Genomic DNA, 18,924 nt, shown 5'->3' with positions numbered 1-18,924 from the left:
AAGCCGACGGTGCGGGCGAACCTCGTCACAGGGCGAGCGTGCACATCGGCACGACCGGTCAGCCGAGCGGACTCAGTGCGTCGGACGTTGCCGCGAGTTTCCCCGATTCGTGATCGCGCAGCAACGATGCGACGGTTTCGGCGGAGTCTGTCTTGTTGGTGCCGATGAAGCCCGAGGGACCGCGCTTGATCCACCCGGTCACGTACATGCCGGGGCGGGGCACACCGTCGTCTACGACGCGGCCGGCATCGTGCGGGATGACGCCGCGGACGTCGTCGAAAGGCAGGCCCGCGATGGCCACGCCGCGATATCCGATCGACGTGAGAATCAGCGATGTGTCGATCGATTCGGAGACGCCGGTGGGTTCGACGGCCCCGGAATCTCCGATGCGTGTGTGGTCGGTGACGAGGCCGCTGACGTGGCCGTCGGGGCCGAGGCGGACCGCCGACGGCGAACGGTGAAAGGCCAGCCGGATGCGAGGTCCGTCACCGGGTGGCCGACCGGCCACCTCTGCCAACACTTCCAGTTTCGCTCGCGTCGTCGCGTCGTCGACGACCAGGTCGGCCGCCGAGCCGAGATCGGCGGGGTCGATGACCACGTTGACGCCGGTGTCGACCAATCCCACCAGCTCGGGCAGGGTGAATGCGGCGTGCGCGGCACCGCGGCGACCCAGCACCACCACTTCGTCGATCGCGGAGTGTCGCAGGGCCGCCAACGCGCGCCGCGAGATCGTGGTGACGGCGAGAGACGCCGGATCGGCCGTGAGGATTCGGGCCACGTCCAGGGCGACGTTGCCGTTGCCGATCACCACGGCCCGTCGGCTGGAGAGGTCCACATCGAGATCGGCGTGATCGGGATGGCCGTTGTACCAGCCGACCAGCGCGGTTGCGCTCAGGACGCCTGGGGCGTCGGCATTCTCGATGTCGAGCCGCCGGTCGGTGGGCGCGCCGCCGGCCCAGATGACGGCCTGATGACGGCGCTGTAGTGCATCCAACGTGACGTCAGCCCCCACGGCGACGTTGAGCCGGATGTCGCAGCGCGGTTCGCGTGCGATGTCATCAAACAGTCTCATCACCGATCGGGTGGCGAGGTGGTCGGGTGCCACCCCGAAGCGGGCCAGGCCGAACGGGCGGTCCAGACGTTCGTAGATGGTCACCGAGACCTGTGGATGCCGCAGCAACTCGTCGGCCGCGTACATCGCCGACGGGCCGGAGCCCACGATGCCCACCGACAACGGCGCATCGACACTCAGTTGCCTCGGCTTGCTGATGGGGGCCAGTGGGAGTCGTTGCGCGGTGTCGACCGGGAAGCGGACGGCATCTGCGGCGGGCCCATCGAAGTGGGCGGCGTTGATGTCGGCGAACCGTGCCTGTTCATCGGGGAGTCGATGGCCGGGCACGATGGCGCTCACCGGACATGCGCTCACGCAGGCACCACAGTCGACGCACGTCGACGGATCGATGTAGAGCATCTCCGAGGTGCCGAACCCGGGCTCCTCGGGAGTGGGATGGATACAGTTCACCGGGCATGCGTAGACACACGAGGCATCTCCGCAGCACGCCTGTGTGACGACGTGAGGCATTTCGGTTCCGTTGCAGCAGTGGGCGGGTGCGGTATCAGGCCGCGGTGTAGGTGGGCTCGCTGCGGAACCGTGACGGGCGTCCGCCGATACCCAGCAGCTTCCACAACAGGCGCGAGACGGGGTTCATCAGCCCGCACTGCTCGCCGAGCATCCGGACATCGCCGAATACGTTTCGTAGGAACTGCTTTGACTCCGGTGACCGCCAGAAGATGTCGCGCATCACCTCATTCGGGATGTCGAAACGCCGCTGGAACGACCTCGGCGGCACCACGATGGCACCGCACAGGATGCGCATGGTGAGCGGGAACATCAACGACAGCAGGAATCGCTGGACGCGACCCTTCTGCGGCACAGTCTCGCGCAGGAGGTGGTGCGCGAAGGAGATGTGGCGGGCCTCCTCAGCGACGTGCAGCTGCATCACCGCGGCCATGGTCGGATGCAGGTTGGCGCGCGTGCGTAGGAAATCTTTCTGGATGTGGTCGATCGGTTCCTCGCCGCCGAGCACACCGAAGAAGAACACCGTCGGGAAGATCGTCGACGCCAGAGGTACCAGCGGCGAGATCAGGCGATAACCGATCTTGGCGCCGGGCACGTCCATTCCGGAGCGGTTCACGAACTCCTGGAACATCAGGGTGTGATTGCACTCCTCCTTGGATTCGTGCGTGGTGTAGCGGAACTCCTTGGCGCCATTGGGCAATTTGAAGCTGTACTGCATGAGGCCGCGGATCAGAATCGATTCGAACTGCAGTCCGACCTTGGCGACATTGGCCTGTCGCCACATGCCGATCTCGATCTGCTTGTCGCGGGGTAGCTGCTGGTACCAGGGGTGTCGACCGACCGGGTCGACCTCGGCGGACAGAATCCAGCGCTCGTCATAGGGCACGATGGCCATCTCCGGGGAGTCCCAGTCGATATCGATGTAGGGGTCGAAATTCCGATGCACTGACGCGCTCGACAGGTCGTCGAGCACCTGTGTGTAGTCGTCTGCCGGCGCCTGGGGGGCCTCGGGGACGTAGGTGGCGCCGATGCGGTCGATGGCGTTCGTCATGATGGCTGCGGGTCCTTTGCGTGCTCAGAATCCTGCTGTCCGGGTCGGTTGACCAAGATCTCGACTCAGGTGGCCGAGAGCTCGGTCAATGGTTTCTGAACGTAGTTCGACGGCAGGTATATGTCAACATTCAATGTCACAATTCGCAATGGCACTGCGTGCCGCACCGGCATCGGCGATGCTGCGACAGGATGGTCGGCATGGAGAAAATCCTGTTCGTGATCCTCGCGGTGCTCGGCATTGCCGCCGCGCACGTCATCGGCCCGCGGATTCGCGTGGCAGCGCCATTGCTGCTGGTCGTTGCCGGCGCCATCATTGGTGTGCTGCCGTTCGTGCCGGAAGTAGAGGTCGATCCGGAATGGATCCTGATTGGCGTGCTACCGCCACTGCTCTACTCGGCGGCGGTGTCCATGCCGACGATGGACTTCCGGCGAGACTTCGCGGCGATCAGTGCGATGTCGGTGGTGCTGGTGGTCATCAGTTCGGTGGTCTTGGGTGTCTTCTTCGACCAGATCATTCCCGGCGTGGATCTGGCCACCGGGATCGCGTTGGGGGCCATCGTCTCGCCGACCGACGCGGTCGCGACGTCGATCGCCAAACGACTGGGCGTGCCTGGTCGGGTGATCGCCATCTTGGAGGGTGAGAGCCTGCTCAACGACGCCACCGCACTTGTGCTGCTTCGGGCTGCGGTCGCGGCAACCGCTGCCGGTTTCTCGTTCGGTCACGTGGCCGTCAGCTTTCTCTGGGCGGTCATCGCCGCGGTGGCGATTGGTGCCGTAGTCGGTTGGGGAAACCTCTGGGTTCGGCGCCGGGTCGGTGACGCCACCGTCAACACCGCGATCTCGTTCACAGTGCCCTATCTGGCTTACCTGCCGGCCGAGGAGCTCGGGGCCTCCGGGCTCGTCGCGGCGGTCACCGCCGGCCTGATCACCGGTGCCGGCGCGGTCCGCTACCTCTCGCCCCGTCATCGGGTTTCGGACGCGCAGAATTGGCGAACGGTGGAGTTTCTGGCCGAAGGTGGGGTCTTTCTCTTGATGGGGTTGGAGTTGTGGGCTCTGTTGGTCGACGTCCGTAATGACCACGGCGGCATCGTCACAGCTGTCTGGATCGGGTTGTCGGCGCTGGCCATGACCGCGGTGGTGCGGGCGCTCTACGTGACCCCGCTGATCGTATGGCTCGACCGGGTCGCACGTCGACGTACGGCAATGCGGCCATATCTGGAGAACATGGACGCCTCCATTGTCGAGAAGTCCCGCCGGGCGGCCGCAGATGGCACCGGGGTCGCGGCCACCAGTGCCGAGCGGGGACGACGGCCCTCGCTACGGTTCGGTCGGGCAAAACGGAACCGGGCGAGAGCCGAACAGCTGTCGACGGCCGCATTCGCCGAGAACCCCGAATCGGCGCAGCGGGTGCGTGACCGGATCACCCGTGCAATGGCCGATATCGACTACTACACCGCCTCGCCGATGGGCCCCAAAGAAGGCGCGATCATCGTCTGGGCTGGGATGCGTGGTGTCGTGACCCTGGCGGCAGCGCAGACCCTCCCCGCCGACACTCCGTCGCGAGAACTGTTGGTGCTCATTGCGTTCGTGGTCGCTGCGGCCTCGCTGATCGCGCAGGGTGGAACTCTCGGTTGGCTGATCCGGGTGCTGCGGTTGGCTGATGTGTCCGACGACCGCGCGGCCGAACGCACTCGTCTGCATGCCGAGCTGTCGCGCACGGCGTCGGAAACCCTCGCTGGATCCGATGTCGCGGCACGCTTTCCCTGGATTCGTGAACGGATCGAGAAGATGGAACGCCAGGCCGATGCCGACGACACCGTGATCGGCACCAACCTGGCATTCCGGGCCGCGTTCGAGCAGACCCGCCGCGAGGTCATCGACGCTCAGCGGGAAACCCTCATGCGTATGCGGTCGACCGGCACCTACCACTCCAACCTGCTGAGTCACGAACTGGCGCAACTCGACGCGGAGGAGATCAGTCTGGACATGCGCGTCGACGACGATTGAGCTCGCAGTCAGCGTCGGGTGTCGTAGGGCAGTAGGGCCATTTCCCGGGCATTGCGGATCGCGGTGGCGACCTGGCGCTGTTGTTGGGGGGTCAGGCCGGTCACCCGGCGGCTGCGGATGCGTCCTTTGTCGGACAGGAACTGTCGGAGCAGGGCCACATCCTTGTAGTCGACGGGGTTGTTGCCGTCGACATGGATGCCGTGACCGTGCAACAGATTGCGCGCGCGTTTCGTCGGGATGTCTCGGGACGGTCGAGTTGGTTTGCGGGCCACTGTGTTACCTCGGGTTCGAATGGGTGATCACCAGCTGGACTTCTGGATGCCGGGGAGTTCGCCCCGGTGGGCGAGTTCGCGGAAGCGCACCCGGGAGAGCCCGGCCTTGCCGATGTAGCCGCGGGGGCGTCCGTCGACGGCATCGCGGTTGCGCAGCCGCGTCGGACTCGCATCGCGGGGTAGTCGCTGCAACCGGCGCTGGGCGTCTCCCCGTTGCCGGGGGGACGACGTCGACGCGGCGATGGTCCGTTTGAGCTCGGCGCGGGTCTGCGCATACCGGGCGACGATCTCGCGCCGTTGTCGGTCGCGGACGATCTTGGACTTCTTGGCCATCAGCGGTCCTCTCGGAAGTCGACGTGCTTGCGCACGACTGGGTCGTACTTGCGCAACACCATCCGGTCGGGGTCGTTGCGCCGGTTCTTGCGCGTGACGTAGGTGTAGCCGGTGCCGGCCGTCGACCGCAGCTTGATGATCGGTCGGATCTCGTTGCGGGCCATCAGATCTTCTCTCCGCGCGCACGGATCGTCGCGAGAACCGACTCGATTCCGACCTTGTCGATGGTCTTGATTCCCTTGGCGCTCACGCGCAGGGTCACGTAGCGGCCCTCGCCGGGCACGTAGTAGCGCCGGCGCTGGATATTGGGGTTCCACCGCCGCGACGTGCGGACGTGCGAATGTGACACCTGTTTGCCGAACCCGGGTTCGCGGCCGGTCACCTGACAGCGTTGGGACATTGAGGTGCTCCTCTCGTGCTATTGGAAATGATTGGCGTTTGTGTGGCTGTCACGGTACCGTCGGTCTCGACTAAATGGAAATTGTTGTCAAGAAGGTGGTAGACGGTGAACGACGGAGGACCGGCTCGGCGACGTGGCGCGCCATCGACGACCGACGAGCGGACGCCGATCGTGCTCGTGACGGGGCTTGAGGCGGCGGCGGTATCGCGGGTCGGGGATGCTCTCACGGGTGAGATGAGTTTGGATACCGCAGGGACCGTCCTGGTGCATCACGACTTCTCGCACGTCGCTGACGGCAGGGTGGCTCGGCTCATGAGCTGGGTTGACCCGGATGGGCGGCGACGCGAACGGACCATCGGCGTCGAACTCGCCCACGGATGCGTGTCTTGCACGCTTCGTGAGGATCTGCTCCCGCTGTTGCGCAGGCTCAATCGACGTTCGTCGGTGCGCCGGATCGTGTTGACCCTGGATCCGATCCTCGAACCCGAGCGCATCGCCTGGGCGATCGACGAGGTCGTGGTCGAGTCAATGCCCGGCTTCGTCGACGGTCCGGCATCGCGTGATGTCCGGATCGAGGCGACGATAGCCTGCGTCGCGGAGCAGGATTGGCTCGAGTCGGCAACCGGCGACAACACTCTCGCCGAGGCCGGGTTCGGTCATGTCGACGACGACCGCACACTGGCGCAGGTGGCAGTCGGCCAGGTGGCATTTGCCGACGCGCTCGTGGTGGCGGGCTGCGATCCCGCTATGCGGGACGCGTGGGAGTCCGCGCGGTTGACCGCTGTGCTGAAGCGACTCGCCCCGAACGCGCCCATCATGATCGAGTTGCCGCAGCGTCCGGTGACGACGATTCTCGTGGAGCGCCTGCTCGCCGCGGTGGCGCCGATGTCGCGCCGGGGCCGTGTGGACGCCCCACACGACCCGTTGTTGCGCGGCGAGCCGCCACTGGACGCCGACTGCGGCGTGTCCTGGGTGGAATTCCACTCCGAACGGCCCATGCACCCGGGGCGACTGCACGATGCCATCGACGCCCTGCTCGACGGGGTGGTGACCGCACGCGGCAGGCTGTGGATCGCGACCCAGCCCGCAGAGGCCTTATGGCTCGAGTCGGCCGGTGGTGCCCTGCAGGTTGCCCGCGGTGGCGCATGGCTTGCCGCGATGGACGAGTCGGAGGTCGACCGGGAGCCCGCGGAACGGCGCGCGATGGCGGCCCTGCGGTGGGACGAGCGCTACGGCGATCGGCACACATCTCTGGTGGCCCTGGTTCATCGCGCAGACGCATCCGAAATCCAGGACGCACTGCGGGATGCGTGTCTGAACGAAGTCGAATTCGCCGCCGGACAGGAGTTCTGGGCGACCCTCGACGATCCGTTCGGCGGATTTCATACCGATCCCTGCGACGATCTCGATCTGTCCGACACCGAGACCGTCGACGCCGTGTCGATCACCGACAACACCGACCAACGAGAGGCCTGACCGATGAAACGAGACATCCACCCCGACTACGATCCCGTCGTCGTCCGCGATGCGTCCACGGGTTCGCAGTTCCTCACCCGATCGACTGCCACGTCCGACGATCACGTCGAGTGGACCGACGGCAACACCTATCTGCGCATCACCGTCGACGTGACCAGCGAATCGCATCCGTTCTACACCGGCGTGGCACGCGTACGCGATGTGGCCGGCCGAGTAGAGAAGTTCAACCGGCGCTACCCGAGGTACGGTCGCTGACGCCGGCTGGAGAGGCGTCCTGTCGAAGCGTCGAAGCGGTTCTGGTCACGAGGTGATCAGCGGGCCCACCCCGGACAAGAAGAAGATGAACATCGCCAGCAGGAACCACCCGGCGCCCTGCCAGATCTGCCACCGTCCACCGGAGCGCCAACTTCGATAGGTGCGCCACAACGCGGTCAGCGCACCGATCAGCACCACGATCGGCGCGAGCACGATCAGTGCGGTCTCGGCGGTGCCGTCGGTGGCACCGGCGACCGTCGCCACGATCAGTGCGATCACCAGTGTCGCGACACCGTGCACGATGGCCGAACGCACCTCGTTTCCGCGCGGTGCCGGTCCGGTCCGCCCGAAGTCGTTGGGTGTCGCACGGTTTTCGTCGGTGTTCGACGGTGCGCCCGGTGTCCCCCGCTCGCGGTGTAGTTGCTCATGGTTGGTCATCGCTCACCTCAACTCCACCCTACGCGGTCGATGAAACCTCCTGTGACCGGGACTTTCTGCCCTTTGCTCGAACGGCCGCGCAGGGGCAGGATGACAGAGGAGGACCTTGGTGGACACGAGTGAGGAGTGGACCGAAATGAGCGCGATTCTCGTCGGTGTGGACGGATCGGATGCCTCGGACGCCGCCGTCCGGTGGGCTGCGAAGGCGGCCGTGACCGAAGGCGTGGAACTGAAGCTGGTCGGTGTCTACGACATCAGCACCAGCAACTACGCACCGGGTCTGATCATCCCGCAAGACGTCGTCGACGCGATCCGACAGGACGCCACCGACGCGGTACACGCCGCCGCCGAGCTGGCCAAGCAGACGGCTCCAGAGGTGACCCTGCACACCTCGACCGCCGAAGGTGACGCCGCGCGTGTGCTGCTCGAGCTCGGGAAGGATGCCGGCACCATCGTGCTCGGTACTCGCGGACTGGGCTCGATCAAGGGCTTGTTCCTGGGGTCGGTCAGCGTCAGTGTCGCCGCACACTTCCACGGTCGCGTCGTCGTGGTTGCCGGTGCGGGCGGGGACGGGCCGGTTGTGGTGGGTGTCGACGATTCGCCGGTCAGCGATGTGGCGGTGGCCGAAGCCTTTCGACAGGCCGCGCTGCGCAACACCAAGCTCGTGGCCGTGCACACCTGGACTCCCCTCGACGTGGACGCCCTGCACGGCTACGGCATCGAGCCCGCCGAGGTCACCCGGATGTCGGGCGAAGCGGTCGAGGCCGTCGCCGAACGCCTCGCCGGCTACTCGGCCGACCATCCCGACGTCGTCGTCGAACGGGTGGTGATTCCGGAGGAACCGGCCAAAGCCGTGCTCGATTCGGCCGGCGATGCACAACTGATCGTGGTCGGGAGCAGAGGCCGCGGCGGCTTCACCGGGCTGCTGCTGGGCTCGACCAGCCAGAAGATCCTGCACCAGGCCGAGTGCCCGGTGATGGTCGTGCGGGAGTGATCTCACCTCTAGGGCGCCGCATACCGGACGCTCTCGGGTTCGGTGGGTGCCGACCTACCATGGTGGCGTGTCGCTGAAGAAGCTGGAACTGTCGGTGGGAGAGCTGGCGCAGCGGGCCGGCATCGCGCCGTCGGCGGTGCGCTTCTACGAGGACCAGGGACTGATCTTCAGTCGACGGACCTCGGGAAATCAGCGCCGGTACCATCGTGCGATGCTGCGCCGCGTCGCCTTCATCCGTGCCTCGCAGACCGCCGGCATTCCGTTGGCCGTGATCGCCGATGTGCTCGGCGAACTCGGTGACCACGAGTCGCCGCCGAAGTCGATGTGGGAGGCCGCCTCCAAACGATGGATCGACGACATCAACAACCGCATCGCCCTGCTGGAGAACATGCGCGACATGATCGGCTCCTGCGTGGGATGCGGTTGTCTGTCGCTGGGGGAGTGCCATCTGCTCAACCCCGGCGACGAGATGAACAAACTCGGTCCCGGACCGCGGCGGCTGATACGTGACTGAGTGCTCCTGAGCGCCGACGATGATCGATGCCGCCGGGCATCGTGACGTCGCGGGTCGATAGTGTCGTGATCATCATGGCCCCAGATATCGACACGACAAGACCGGCATCGTGAGACAGATCCCCCGCGGAATCTGGGTTCTGCTGGCCGCCAACGTCGTCATCGCACTCGGATACGGCCTCATCGCGCCGGCACTGCCGGCATTCGCGCGCAGCTTCAACGTCAGCTTCACCGCGGCATCGGCGGTCGTCTCCGCATTCGCGGTCATGCGGTTGCTGTTCGCCCCCACCACCGGTCGCCTCGTCACCGTCTTCGGCGAGCGTCGGATCTATCTCATCGGACTGCTCATCGTCGCGGGTAGCACGTTCGCATGTGCTTTTGCCCAGGGCTATTGGCAACTGCTGCTGTTCCGCGCGGCCGGCGGGGTCGGTTCCACCATGTTCACGGTGTCGGCAATGGCGCTGCTGATCCGGATGGCGCCCGGCGAGATCCGTGGACGAGTATCAGGATACTTCTCCGCCGGATTCCTGATCGGAAACATCACCGGTCCGCTGATCGGCAGCGCCCTGGTCAATTTCGGTCTACGGATGCCGTTCGTCGTGTATTCGATCGCCCTGATGATCGCGGCGGCGGTGGTGGCCACCCAGTTGCGTGACCAGGGTGGGCGACCCGACCCGTCGTCGGCTCCGAGCGCCGGCGTCATCGCATTTCGGACCGCACTGCGCAACAGCACCTACCGGGCCGTCCTCGCGTCGAACTTCGCGCAGGGATGGGCGTCGATGGGGGTTCGGGTCGCGGTGGTGCCGTTGTTCATCACCGACGGACTCGACGAGGGAGCCGCGATGGCCGGGGTGGCGCTGGCCGTCTATGCGGTCGGCAACGTCGCCGCCATCGTCGTGGCCGGACGACTGTCGGACACCTTCGGTCGGCGGCCGGTGATGCTGCCCGGCCTCGCCATCGCCACGATCGCCACCGGTGCGCTCGGCCTGTCGCCCAATCTGTTGGTGGCGCTGGGACTCTGTCTTGTCGCCGGCGTCGGCTCCGGCCTGTTCGCACCGACACATCAGGCGGCGCTGGCCGACGTGTTGGGCAATCGGCAGCAGGGCGGGTCGGCATTGGCCGCCTACGGTATGTCCTCGGACCTCGGCGCGGTGAGCGGACCCGTGGTGGCCGGTTTCGTCGCCGACCGCGCCGGATTCGGCCCGGCATTTCTGTTGACCGGTATCGTGACGGCGGTGGCGTTCGTCCTGTGGTCGTTCGCCGGCGAGACCGCCCCCGCGGTGGTGGGCAGCGGCCCACACCTGACCGAGGTGGAACGCGACCCGAACGATCCCTAATCCGGGTGAGATCGCCGGTGACGAACTACCGTTGAGCCATGAGTGCCATGGCAGCCGACTACTCGCTGGGATCGCGGTCCGAGGTCGGCAGGCTGCGTGCGGTGATGCTGCATCGTCCGGGCGACGAACTGCTCCGGCTCACCCCGCGCAACAACGATCAGTTGCTCTTCGACGGACTGCCCTGGGTGGCGCGGGCTCAGGAAGAACACGATGCCTTCGCCGACGTGCTGCGGGCCAACGGCGTCGACGTCCACCTGCTGGGTGACCTGCTGACCGAGACGATCGGACACAGTGGCGCCGCGCGCATTCAGGGCATCAGTTCGGCGGTCAGTCCGCGCCGTCTGGGGACACATCTCGCCGAGGACCTCGCTGCTCACCTACGGGGTCTGCCGGCGGCCGAACTCGCGCATGTGCTGACGGCCGGGATGACCTTCGACGAGTTGCCGGTGACCCCGGCGGCTGCGTCGTCGTCGTTGGTTCGACGGATGCACCACGGCCCCGAATTCGCGATCGAACCGTTGCCGAATCTGTTGTTCACCCGGGACAGCTCGTTCTGGATCGGTCCGCGTTTCGCGATCACCTCGCTGGCACTTCCTGCGCGGGTGCGGGAGACGTCGTTGACCGACATCATCTACGCCCATCATCCGCGGTTCCGGGGCGCGCGCCGCGCCTACGAGTCGCAGGTCGCGCCCGTCGAAGGTGGCGACGTGCTGTTGCTCGCACCAGGAGTGGTGGCGGTTGGGGTGGGGGAGCGAACCACCCCGGCCGGCGCGGAAGCGCTGGCCCGCAGTCTCTTCGACGACGAGTTGGCGCACACCGTGCTGGCGGTCCCGATCGAACAGGCCCGTGCGTTCATGCATCTCGACACGGTGTGCACCATGGTCGATGTCGACGCGGTGGTGATGTATCCGAACATCGCCGAGACGATGTCGGCGTTCACGATCCGATCGGTCGGCGACGTGGTGAGCGTGTCCGGGCCCCGACCCTTCGTGGACGCGGCGGCCGAGGCGATGGGAATCGAGAAGCTGCGGGTCATCGACACCGGGCTCGACCCGGTGACCGCCGAACGCGAACAGTGGGATGACGGTAACAACACGCTGGCGCTGAGCCCGGGCGTCGTGGTGTCCTACAACAGGAACGTGGAAACCAACCGCCGCCTGCGGGATTCGGGGATCGAGGTGTTCGAGATCGAGGGCCGTGAGCTCGGGTCGGGCCGCGGTGGACCGCGGTGTATGTCGTGTCCGCTGGCCCGCGACGAGCTGGGCGGGACCTGACAATGGATCTGGGTGAGAGTCTCACGATCGATCCCGACGGTGGCCCGCCGTTCGAACAGGTGCGCAGCGGCATCATCGAACTCATCCGGCGCGGCGACCTCCTGGTGGGGCAACGCATCCCGACCGTCCGTCGGTTGGCGGCCGATCTCGATCTGGCGCCCAACACGGTGGCCAAGAGCTACCGCGAACTGGAGTCCGCCGGGGTCATCGAGACCCGTGGTCGGCACGGTTCGTTCATCAAGGCCGGACAGGACACCGCCCGCGACCGGGCCCAACAGGCGACCGTGGACCATGTCGCAGCATTGCGGCAACTGGGTATCGACGACGACGCCATCGTGGCCCTGGTGCGTCAGGTCGTCAACGGGTGACCCAGTGGCCCCGTCGGTAAACAGCACCACTCAGCCCCAGCTGGGCAACCAGATCTGCTGTTGCCACTGCGCCGGCGAAATGGGACTGGCCGTGAGGATCGGCCACAGCCAGATGAAGTTGACCACCACCAGTGCCACGTAGACGGCAACGACGAGCACCGCCAGGGTGCGGCGTTCGGGGCGCCATCGGGCCGTTCGTCCTGCGGTGCGGAGCAGGTCGCCGCAGGCCAGTGCCAGGCCCATCGCCAGGAATGGTGCCATCACCGTTGCGTAGAAGAAGTACATCTGGCGGTCGAGGTCGGCGAACCACGGCAGCAGTCCGGCCAGGTAGCCGGTGAGTACCGCCGCATATCGCCAGTCGCGGCGCACGATCCATGACCACAACCCCCACAGCACCATCGGCAGGGCCAACCACCACATCGCGGGCGACCCGATCAGCATCTGCGCGCGGACGCACTCGCCTGCCCCGCACTGGTCGGGGCCGTTCTCGATGGCGTACAGCATCGGCCGCAAACTCATCGGCCAGGTCCACGGCTTGGATTCCCACGGGTGGTGGTTTCCCGCCGAGTTGGTGAGGCCGGCGTGGAACTGCAGGATGCCCGATTCGTAGAACCAGAACGAGCGCCACGCGCCCGGTACCCAGGAGAACGAGCCGCCGACCCCGATCTGATTGCCCACCTCGTATCGGTAGACCGCGGTCTCGCTGTTGAACCAGGGTATGAAGGTGACAAAGTACAGGACGACGGGCAGCACTGCGAGACTCATCCCGGCCGGGAACAGATCGCGCCGCAGTACCCCGAGCCAGGGGCGTCGTACGTGATAGGCCTTGCGCGCTGCCACGTCGAAACCGACTGCGAGGAGTGCGAAGAACACCACGAAGTACGCGCCCGACCACTTGGTACCGCAGGCCAGACCGAGCATGACCCCGGCGGTGAAGCGGTACCAGCGAAACCCCAGCCGGGGGCCGAACGCGCTGTCGGTGATCCGGCCCTCAACGTAAACCCGATGCATCCGGGCTCGGACCTGATCACGGTCGGCGATCAGCGCGGTGAACGCCGCCACCAGGAACGCCGCCTGGAAAATGTCGAGCATCCCCATCCGGGACTGGACGAACAGCACGCCGTCGCAGATGGCGAACACCCCGGCGATGGCGCCGACCAGCGTCGAGCGCGTCATACGGCGAACCGTGCAGTAGATCATCACCACGATGGCGATGCCGGCGACAGCCGGGGCGATCCGCCAGCCCACGGGCCCGTAGCCGAACATCGCCTCACCGGCCGCTAGCAACCATTTGCCCACCGGGGGATGGACGACGAGCCCATAGGCCGGGTTGTCCTCGATCCAGTTGCCGCCGGTCAGTACCTGCCAGGCCTGGGGGACATAGTGTTTCTCGTCGAAGACCGGTGTGCCCTGATCGGTCGGCCGGGCCAGCCCCCAGAGTCGGGTGATGGTGGCCACGGCCGCGATCACCACCCCGACCAGCAGACCGCGCCGGCGGTCGGGGGCCCCGAACACCGGGGTCGGGATCGACGGGCCGGGCGCGGTGCCCAGGTCCTCGGCCCGGCCGTGGTCGACAGGTGCGGGGAGGTCGCCGTCGGTCGGTGAGTCTCGGTCGAGGACGGCGGAGTCGGTCACCCGATCGATCGTAGTGGTCCCTCGTAAGCTGACTGATGATGAATGCAGGACGACACCCGGCCGGCGCACCGACACCACACCCATCCGACGACGATGAGGGCTGCCTGTTGTTGGCGGCGACTCCGATGGGGCAGGTCGAGGACGCCTCGCCGCGACTTCGCGCCGCGCTGGCGTCGGCCGACATCGTGGCCGCGGAGGACACCCGCCGGGCCCGGGCGTTGGCCAACGCGCTGGAAGTGTCGATCGGCGGCAAATTGGTGAGCTACTACGACCAGGTGGAGGCATCCCGCACGCCCGGGTTGGTCGGCGCTGTCTCCGAGGGGGCGACAGTGCTGCTGATCACCGACGCGGGCATGCCCTCGGTGAGCGATCCCGGCTACCGCATCGTCGCCGCATGCGCGCAGGCCGGGCTTCGGGTCACCTGCCTACCGGGGCCGTCGGCGGTGACGACGGCGTTGGCGGTGTCGGCGCTGCCGTCGGAGCGCTTTTGCTTCGACGGTTTCGCGCCCCGACGCCCGGGTGCGCGGCGTGACTGGCTCGCCGGCCTCGCCGACCAGCCTCGCACGACCGTCTTCTTCGACTCACCCCATCGGCTCGCCGACACCCTGGCCGACGCGGTCGACGTGCTGGGACCCGATCGCCGCGCCGCGGTGTGCCGGGAATTGACCAAGACTTACGAGGAGATCCGCCGCGGCACACTGGCCGAACTCGCGCAGTGGGCATCCGACGGCGTGCGCGGGGAGATCACCGTGGTCGTCGAGGGAGCCATCGCGCGGGCGCCCGACGCCACCGAACTGGTCGACGAGGTCGAGCGCCTCGTGGCCGGCGGCATGCGCCTCAAGGATGCGTGTGCGCAGGTGACCCACGCCGGCGGTGCTTCCCGACGTGAGGTGTACCAGGCGGTGCTGGAGCGGCGTCGGCAGGAGCCCGATCGATGACGGCGCCCTGGTCGGGTTGGTCGGTCGCGACGTGCAGGGTGACCCCGGGTGCGAGTCGGTAAGGCCGGCTGGTGATGAGGGCTCCCACCGCACGCCGCAACCGGGACATCTCGGCGCGCACCGTCACCGTGTGGCCGGTGTCGCCGAATATCAGTCGGCTCAGTCGGGCCGACGTGAGACCCGAATCAGCGGCCTCGGCCAGCAGGAGCAGGATCTGCGCGTGACGTCGGGTCAACACCGTGCGCCACTCGTCGCCGTCACCTTCGACGGTCAGCGACGGTTCCCCACGCAGGTCGAGTGAGGCCACGATCGGGTTCGCCGGACCGACGCGGCGCAACAGCCACCCGGTGCCGACCGGCTGGGCGATGCAGCTCCCGATGCCGGGGACGAATTGCGGCACGTCCTCCGACGGTGCCGCGACGGCCGCAGGCGAACTGCAGCCCCGGCTGTCGGCGACCCATCCATCGCGATCGACCAGCAGAGCGGGCCCGCGGATTCCGGCGAGGCTCGCTCCGGCGCTCCGGCGCAGTTCCGCGAGCGAACGGGCGTGGGCGGCGGCGATCTCGTGTTCACCCAGCGCAGCGAGACTGGTGGCGAAGGCGGTGGAGGACGGCTGAACTGCGGTCGCCGGCCCGGCCAAGCCGACGATGCCGGTCAAGACCCCGGTCCGGGGGTCGTGGACAGGGGCCGCGGCACAGTACAGCGACTGCAGCGCGTGGTTGTAGTGTTCGGTGCCGAACACACGGATCGAGCGGTGTTCGGTCATCACCAACGAGACGGCGGTGGTGGCGGTGGACTGCTCGTCCCACCGGCTGCCCTCCACCAACTCCAGGGTGTCGGCGACGTCGAGCCAGCGTTGGGTTCCGCCGCGCCACAGCAACACTCCATCGGCGTCGAACACCCCCATCATCAGTTCGGAGTCGTCGGCGCTGTCGGCAAAGATCTGCTGCAGCCGTTCGACCCCGACAGCCAACGGATTGGCCGCCTGTCGGATCTCGACGTCGGAAGTCTCGAGATGGACCGGAGCATGCTGATCTGCCCGCGCGCCGGCCGCACTGACACGCCGCCAGGACGCTGCCACTTCGGTACGTTCGGTCGGCACCGGCAATTCGGCAGTGACCTCTATCGCTGATTCATCACCCCGACCGCGAGCCGACCCCGTACCTCCCGTACCGGGAAGTATGGAACCTCGCATTCTCACATGCTATCGCAGGGAGTTCGCTCGGCCGGATCGGCCACCGACCTCGCCGACGATGCTGGCAGCCTTGTCGAGGCACTCCTGCCATTCGTGGTGCGGGTCGGAATCGATGGTGATGCCACCGCCGACACCGAGAGCGGCCGATCCGTCGGGGGTCACCGTGACGGTCCGGATGGCGACATTGAGATCGAGCGCGTGGCCCGGCCCGGCCATTCCGACTGCGCCGCAATACACGCCACGCGCCTGTTGCTCCCAGTCGGCGATCAACTCCATTGCGCGCAACTTGGGCGTACCGGTGACCGACGCCGGTGGGAAGGTAGCCCGCAGCAACTCGGTGTTGCCCACCCCGGGATCGACCAGCGCCTCCACCCGCGAGACCAGATGCCACACCCCGGGCGCGGCGACCACCGACAGCAGATCGGCGACACGCACCGATCCGGTACGCGCGAGCCGGCCCAGGTCGTTGCGGACGAGGTCGACGATCATGACGTTCTCGGCGACGTCCTTGGCTGAGTCGGCCAGTGAGCTCGGGTCGGCAGAGGCTGCCCGAGTGCCCTTGATGGGTGCCGACGAGACGAGATTGCCGGTCCGGCGCAGGAACGACTCGGGTGAAAAGCTTGCCACCGTCCCCCACGTTCCTTGTAGGAAAGCGGCTTTCGCGGGAAGAGTGGCGGCCGTGATGTCGCCGAAGAACTCGAGTGGTTCGCCGGTGACAACGCCGGTGAAGTGGGTGCACACGCAGGCCTGGTAGACCTCACCGGCGCGGATCGCCTCGAGACAGGCATCGATGGCGGCCAGATGGGGTTCGCGTGCCGGTGGTTGCCACCGCGCCGACCAGGCCGCGGTGGCATTTTCTGGGTCGGCATTGGTCGGGCCGGAGTCCAGCGCGTTCGCGATCCACGACGCGCACGCCGCTCCGTCGACGTGCTGGTGGGTCCAGCGGCCCCCGCGCAACACCAGGATCTCGTCGGTCATCCCACCCACGGCCGGTGGCAGCGGCGACTCGGTGGCGCGTACCGGAAAGCCGAGATAGCCGAGCCAGAAACGGTCCGGGTCATCGGGCGGGGCGAATCCCGGTCGCAGTCGGATCGACGGTGCGATGACCGCGTCGGCATCCCACCAGTCGCCGACGAGCGCGGCCGGTGGTGGCATTCCGGCCGCGGCCGTATGTGCGTGCAGCGCACGCAGAACATCGAGCGCCGGGGTCGTCACGCCTCGTGACGCGGGAAGATCGGCGCCGGCTTGGGCAGAGCGGTACCGGCGACGAGATGGTCGTCGACCGCGCTGAACTGTCGTCCGTCGGCAGCAACCGCGAGCAGATCGAGCATGCGACCGGTGGAGGCGGGCATCACCGGCTGGGCCAGCAGGGCCACCACGCGAACCACCTCGGCGCAGACGTAGAGCACGGTCGCCGTGCGCTCGAGGTCGGTCTTCGCGAGCTTCCACGGCTCGTTGGCGGAGATGTAGCGGTTGGTCTCGGCCAGTACCGACCACAGCGCCTCGATGCCGAGGTGGATGGCCTGTGCGTCGAAGTGATCGCGGACCCGGGGGAGGAGTTGCGCGACCCGGTCCAGCAGCGCCGCATCCTCGTCGGTGCGGGGACCGGCCGCAGGCACTGCACCGTCGAAGTACTTGCCGATCATCGACAGCGTGCGTTGGGCGAGATTGCCGAACTCGTTGGCGAGATCGGCGTTGATCCGACTGATGATGGCCTCGGTGGAGTACGAACCGTCCTGCCCGTAGGAGAACTCACGCAGGAAGAAGTACCGGACCGGATCGAGGCCGAACTCGTCGATCAGCACATCCGGGTCGACGACGTTGCCGACCGACTTGCTCATCTTCTCCCCGCGATTGAACAGGAAGCCGTGGGCGAACACCCGTCGGGGCAGATCGATACCTGCGCTCATCAGGAATGCCGGCCAGTAGACGCAATGGAACCGGATGATGTCCTTGCCGATGACGTGCAGATCGGCGGGCCAGTACCGGTCGAATGCGGCCTCGTCGTCGGGGAATCCGACACCGGTCAGATAGTTGGTGAGCGCATCGACCCACACATACATCACGTGCTCGGGATGACCGGGGACCGGAACACCCCAGTCGAAAGTGGTGCGGGAGATGGACAGATCGGTGAGACCGCCCTTGATGAAACTCACGATCTCGTTGCGGCGGGCCTCGGGCCCGAGGAATTCCGGGTTGGTCGCGAACAGGTCGAGCAACTTGTCCTGATATGCCGAGAGCCGGAAGAAATAGGTCTGTTCCTCGGTCCAGGTCAGGACGTGCCCATTGTCGGTGGCGACCCGGCTGCCGTCCGTGGCGATCGTCGTGTCCGCGTCGCTGTAGAACAGTTCGTCGCGGACGTCGTACCAGCCGGAGTACGTGTCGAGATAGATGTCGCCCGCGTCGGTCATCCGCTGCCAGATGGCTTCCGATGCGCGTTTGTGGTCGGCGTCGCTGGTCCGGATGAAGCGGTCGAAGCTCGACCCGAGCCGCTCCTGCAGGGCCTGGAACCGGTCTGAGTTGCGGTCGGCGAGCTCCGCGGTGGCGATGCCTTCGGCTGCCGCTGTCTGCTGCATCTTCTGGCCGTGCACGTCGGTGCCGGTGAGGAAGCGGACGTCATAGCCGTCGAGACGCTTGAATCGGGCGAGGGCGTCGGCCGAGATGTACTCGTAGGCGTGGCCGATGTGCGGGACGCCGTTCGGATAGGCGATGGCCGTGGTGATGTAGTACGGCCGGCCGGCGCCATATGAGGCGTGATCAGCGGATTCGGTGCGGGTCGAGTCGGTCATGGTGTCGCCAAGGATACTTGGTGGCCTGTCTCGCGCATCGCCCGTACCGCCATCGACGGATCCCGGTC

Annotated in this window: 20 protein-coding genes; 9 read left to right on the top strand and 11 right to left on the bottom strand. The window is 66.9% G+C overall.

From position 1 onward, the window contains the following. Positions 1 to 58 precede the first annotated feature (58 nt). Together OSB52_RS01240 and OSB52_RS01235 are read right to left on the bottom strand one after the other, a co-directional pair. Positions 59 to 1,582 carry a 4Fe-4S binding protein gene (locus tag OSB52_RS01240; protein ID WP_266059751.1) on the bottom strand — a complete coding sequence of 508 codons (1,524 nt, stop codon included), beginning with the start codon at positions 1,580 to 1,582 and terminating at the stop codon, positions 59 to 61. A gap of 34 nt (positions 1,583 to 1,616) precedes the next feature. Beyond that, positions 1,617 to 2,630, bottom strand: a complete 1,014-nt coding sequence (locus OSB52_RS01235) for an AurF N-oxygenase family protein (RefSeq protein WP_235725293.1) — start codon at positions 2,628 to 2,630, stop codon at positions 1,617 to 1,619. 200 nt (positions 2,631 to 2,830) lie between these two features. On the opposite strand from OSB52_RS01235, the gene OSB52_RS01230 reads away from it, so the two are divergent. Then, positions 2,831 to 4,639: a cation:proton antiporter gene (locus tag OSB52_RS01230; RefSeq protein ID WP_266059750.1), complete on the top strand. Its 1,809-nt coding sequence runs from the start codon at positions 2,831 to 2,833 to the stop codon at positions 4,637 to 4,639. A gap of 8 nt (positions 4,640 to 4,647) precedes the next feature. On the opposite strand, the gene rpsR is transcribed toward OSB52_RS01230, so the two are convergent. From rpsR to rpmB, 4 genes are read right to left on the bottom strand one after another with little or no spacing between them, the layout of a single operon-like run. Beyond that, positions 4,648 to 4,911 carry a 30S ribosomal protein S18 gene (rpsR, locus tag OSB52_RS01225; RefSeq protein WP_372475271.1) on the bottom strand — a complete coding sequence of 88 codons (264 nt, stop codon included), beginning with the start codon at positions 4,909 to 4,911 and terminating at the stop codon, positions 4,648 to 4,650. 27 nt (positions 4,912 to 4,938) lie between these two features. Further along, positions 4,939 to 5,244, bottom strand: a complete 306-nt coding sequence (gene rpsN, locus OSB52_RS01220) for a 30S ribosomal protein S14 (RefSeq protein ID WP_235725295.1) — start codon at positions 5,242 to 5,244, stop codon at positions 4,939 to 4,941. Then, on the bottom strand, positions 5,244 to 5,408 hold the full coding sequence (gene rpmG / locus OSB52_RS01215; protein WP_235725296.1) for a 50S ribosomal protein L33: 165 nt from the start codon (positions 5,406 to 5,408) through the stop codon (positions 5,244 to 5,246). Before rpmG ends, rpsN begins: the two co-directional genes overlap by 1 nt. Further along, positions 5,408 to 5,644 (bottom strand): 50S ribosomal protein L28, encoded by a 237-nt coding sequence (rpmB, locus tag OSB52_RS01210; protein ID WP_235725297.1) that lies wholly within the window; start codon positions 5,642 to 5,644, stop codon positions 5,408 to 5,410. Before rpmB ends, rpmG begins: the two co-directional genes overlap by 1 nt. 168 nt (positions 5,645 to 5,812) lie before the next feature. On the opposite strand from rpmB, the gene mrf reads away from it, so the two are divergent. Together mrf and OSB52_RS01200 are read left to right on the top strand one after the other, a co-directional pair. After that, positions 5,813 to 7,120, top strand: coding sequence for a ribosome hibernation factor-recruiting GTPase MRF (mrf, locus tag OSB52_RS01205; protein ID WP_372512289.1), 1,308 nt, complete (start codon positions 5,813 to 5,815; stop codon positions 7,118 to 7,120). Positions 7,121 to 7,123: 3 nt separating this feature from the next. Beyond that, positions 7,124 to 7,375 (top strand): type B 50S ribosomal protein L31, encoded by a 252-nt coding sequence (locus OSB52_RS01200; RefSeq protein ID WP_266059745.1) that lies wholly within the window; start codon positions 7,124 to 7,126, stop codon positions 7,373 to 7,375. Positions 7,376 to 7,420: 45 nt separating this feature from the next. On the opposite strand, the gene OSB52_RS01195 is transcribed toward OSB52_RS01200, so the two are convergent. Further along, a complete protein-coding gene (locus OSB52_RS01195; protein WP_266059744.1) occupies positions 7,421 to 7,813 on the bottom strand; it encodes a hypothetical protein in 393 nt (130 codons plus the stop codon). 136 nt (positions 7,814 to 7,949) lie between these two features. On the opposite strand from OSB52_RS01195, the gene OSB52_RS01190 reads away from it, so the two are divergent. From OSB52_RS01190 to OSB52_RS01170, 5 genes are all read left to right on the top strand, one after another. After that, complete coding sequence (locus OSB52_RS01190; protein WP_266059743.1) at positions 7,950 to 8,807, top strand: universal stress protein; 858 nt, start codon at positions 7,950 to 7,952, stop codon at positions 8,805 to 8,807. A 67-nt stretch (positions 8,808 to 8,874) separates the two neighbouring features. Continuing rightward, positions 8,875 to 9,321 carry a redox-sensitive transcriptional activator SoxR gene (gene soxR, locus OSB52_RS01185; protein ID WP_266059742.1) on the top strand — a complete coding sequence of 149 codons (447 nt, stop codon included), beginning with the start codon at positions 8,875 to 8,877 and terminating at the stop codon, positions 9,319 to 9,321. A 109-nt stretch (positions 9,322 to 9,430) separates the two neighbouring features. Next, on the top strand, positions 9,431 to 10,657 hold the full coding sequence (locus tag OSB52_RS01180) for an MFS transporter (protein WP_266059741.1): 1,227 nt from the start codon (positions 9,431 to 9,433) through the stop codon (positions 10,655 to 10,657). 38 nt (positions 10,658 to 10,695) lie between these two features. Then, on the top strand, positions 10,696 to 11,931 hold the full coding sequence (locus tag OSB52_RS01175) for an arginine deiminase (RefSeq protein ID WP_266059739.1): 1,236 nt from the start codon (positions 10,696 to 10,698) through the stop codon (positions 11,929 to 11,931). Between the two features lie 2 nt (positions 11,932 to 11,933). Beyond that, positions 11,934 to 12,299 (top strand): GntR family transcriptional regulator, encoded by a 366-nt coding sequence (locus tag OSB52_RS01170; RefSeq protein ID WP_235725305.1) that lies wholly within the window; start codon positions 11,934 to 11,936, stop codon positions 12,297 to 12,299. 30 nt (positions 12,300 to 12,329) lie between these two features. Here the strand turns inward: OSB52_RS01170 and OSB52_RS01165 are convergent, their stop codons facing one another. After that, the gene (locus OSB52_RS01165) at positions 12,330 to 13,934 is read right to left on the bottom strand and encodes a dolichyl-phosphate-mannose--protein mannosyltransferase (RefSeq protein WP_372475275.1); all 1,605 of its coding nucleotides are present in this window, start codon (positions 13,932 to 13,934) and stop codon (positions 12,330 to 12,332) included. A 38-nt stretch (positions 13,935 to 13,972) separates the two neighbouring features. Here OSB52_RS01165 and rsmI point away from each other — a divergent pair, with 38 nt between their 5' ends. Next, on the top strand, positions 13,973 to 14,872 hold the full coding sequence (gene rsmI / locus OSB52_RS01160) for a 16S rRNA (cytidine(1402)-2'-O)-methyltransferase (RefSeq protein WP_266059737.1): 900 nt from the start codon (positions 13,973 to 13,975) through the stop codon (positions 14,870 to 14,872). Here rsmI and OSB52_RS01155 read toward each other — a convergent pair. The 3 genes from OSB52_RS01155 to metG all read right to left on the bottom strand — a co-directional run bounded on the left by OSB52_RS01155 (position 14,772) and on the right by metG (position 18,856). Continuing rightward, positions 14,772 to 15,953, bottom strand: coding sequence for a helix-turn-helix domain-containing protein (locus OSB52_RS01155; RefSeq protein WP_266059735.1), 1,182 nt, complete (start codon positions 15,951 to 15,953; stop codon positions 14,772 to 14,774). The genes rsmI and OSB52_RS01155 overlap by 101 nt on opposite strands. Positions 15,954 to 16,076: 123 nt before the next feature. After that, positions 16,077 to 17,282, bottom strand: a complete 1,206-nt coding sequence (locus OSB52_RS01150; RefSeq protein ID WP_266059734.1) for an aminodeoxychorismate synthase component I — start codon at positions 17,280 to 17,282, stop codon at positions 16,077 to 16,079. Next, entirely contained in the window at positions 17,279 to 18,856 is a 1,578-nt protein-coding gene (metG, locus tag OSB52_RS01145) for a methionine--tRNA ligase (RefSeq protein ID WP_266059732.1), read from the bottom strand. Before metG ends, OSB52_RS01150 begins: the two co-directional genes overlap by 4 nt. Positions 18,857 to 18,924: the final 68 nt, after the last annotated feature.

Source organism: Gordonia aquimaris (assembly GCF_026262595.1).
GTDB lineage: Bacteria > Actinomycetota > Actinomycetes > Mycobacteriales > Mycobacteriaceae > Gordonia > Gordonia tangerina.
The sequence above is the reverse complement of the archived record's forward strand: the minus strand, read 5'-3'. Positions and strand labels throughout refer to the sequence as shown.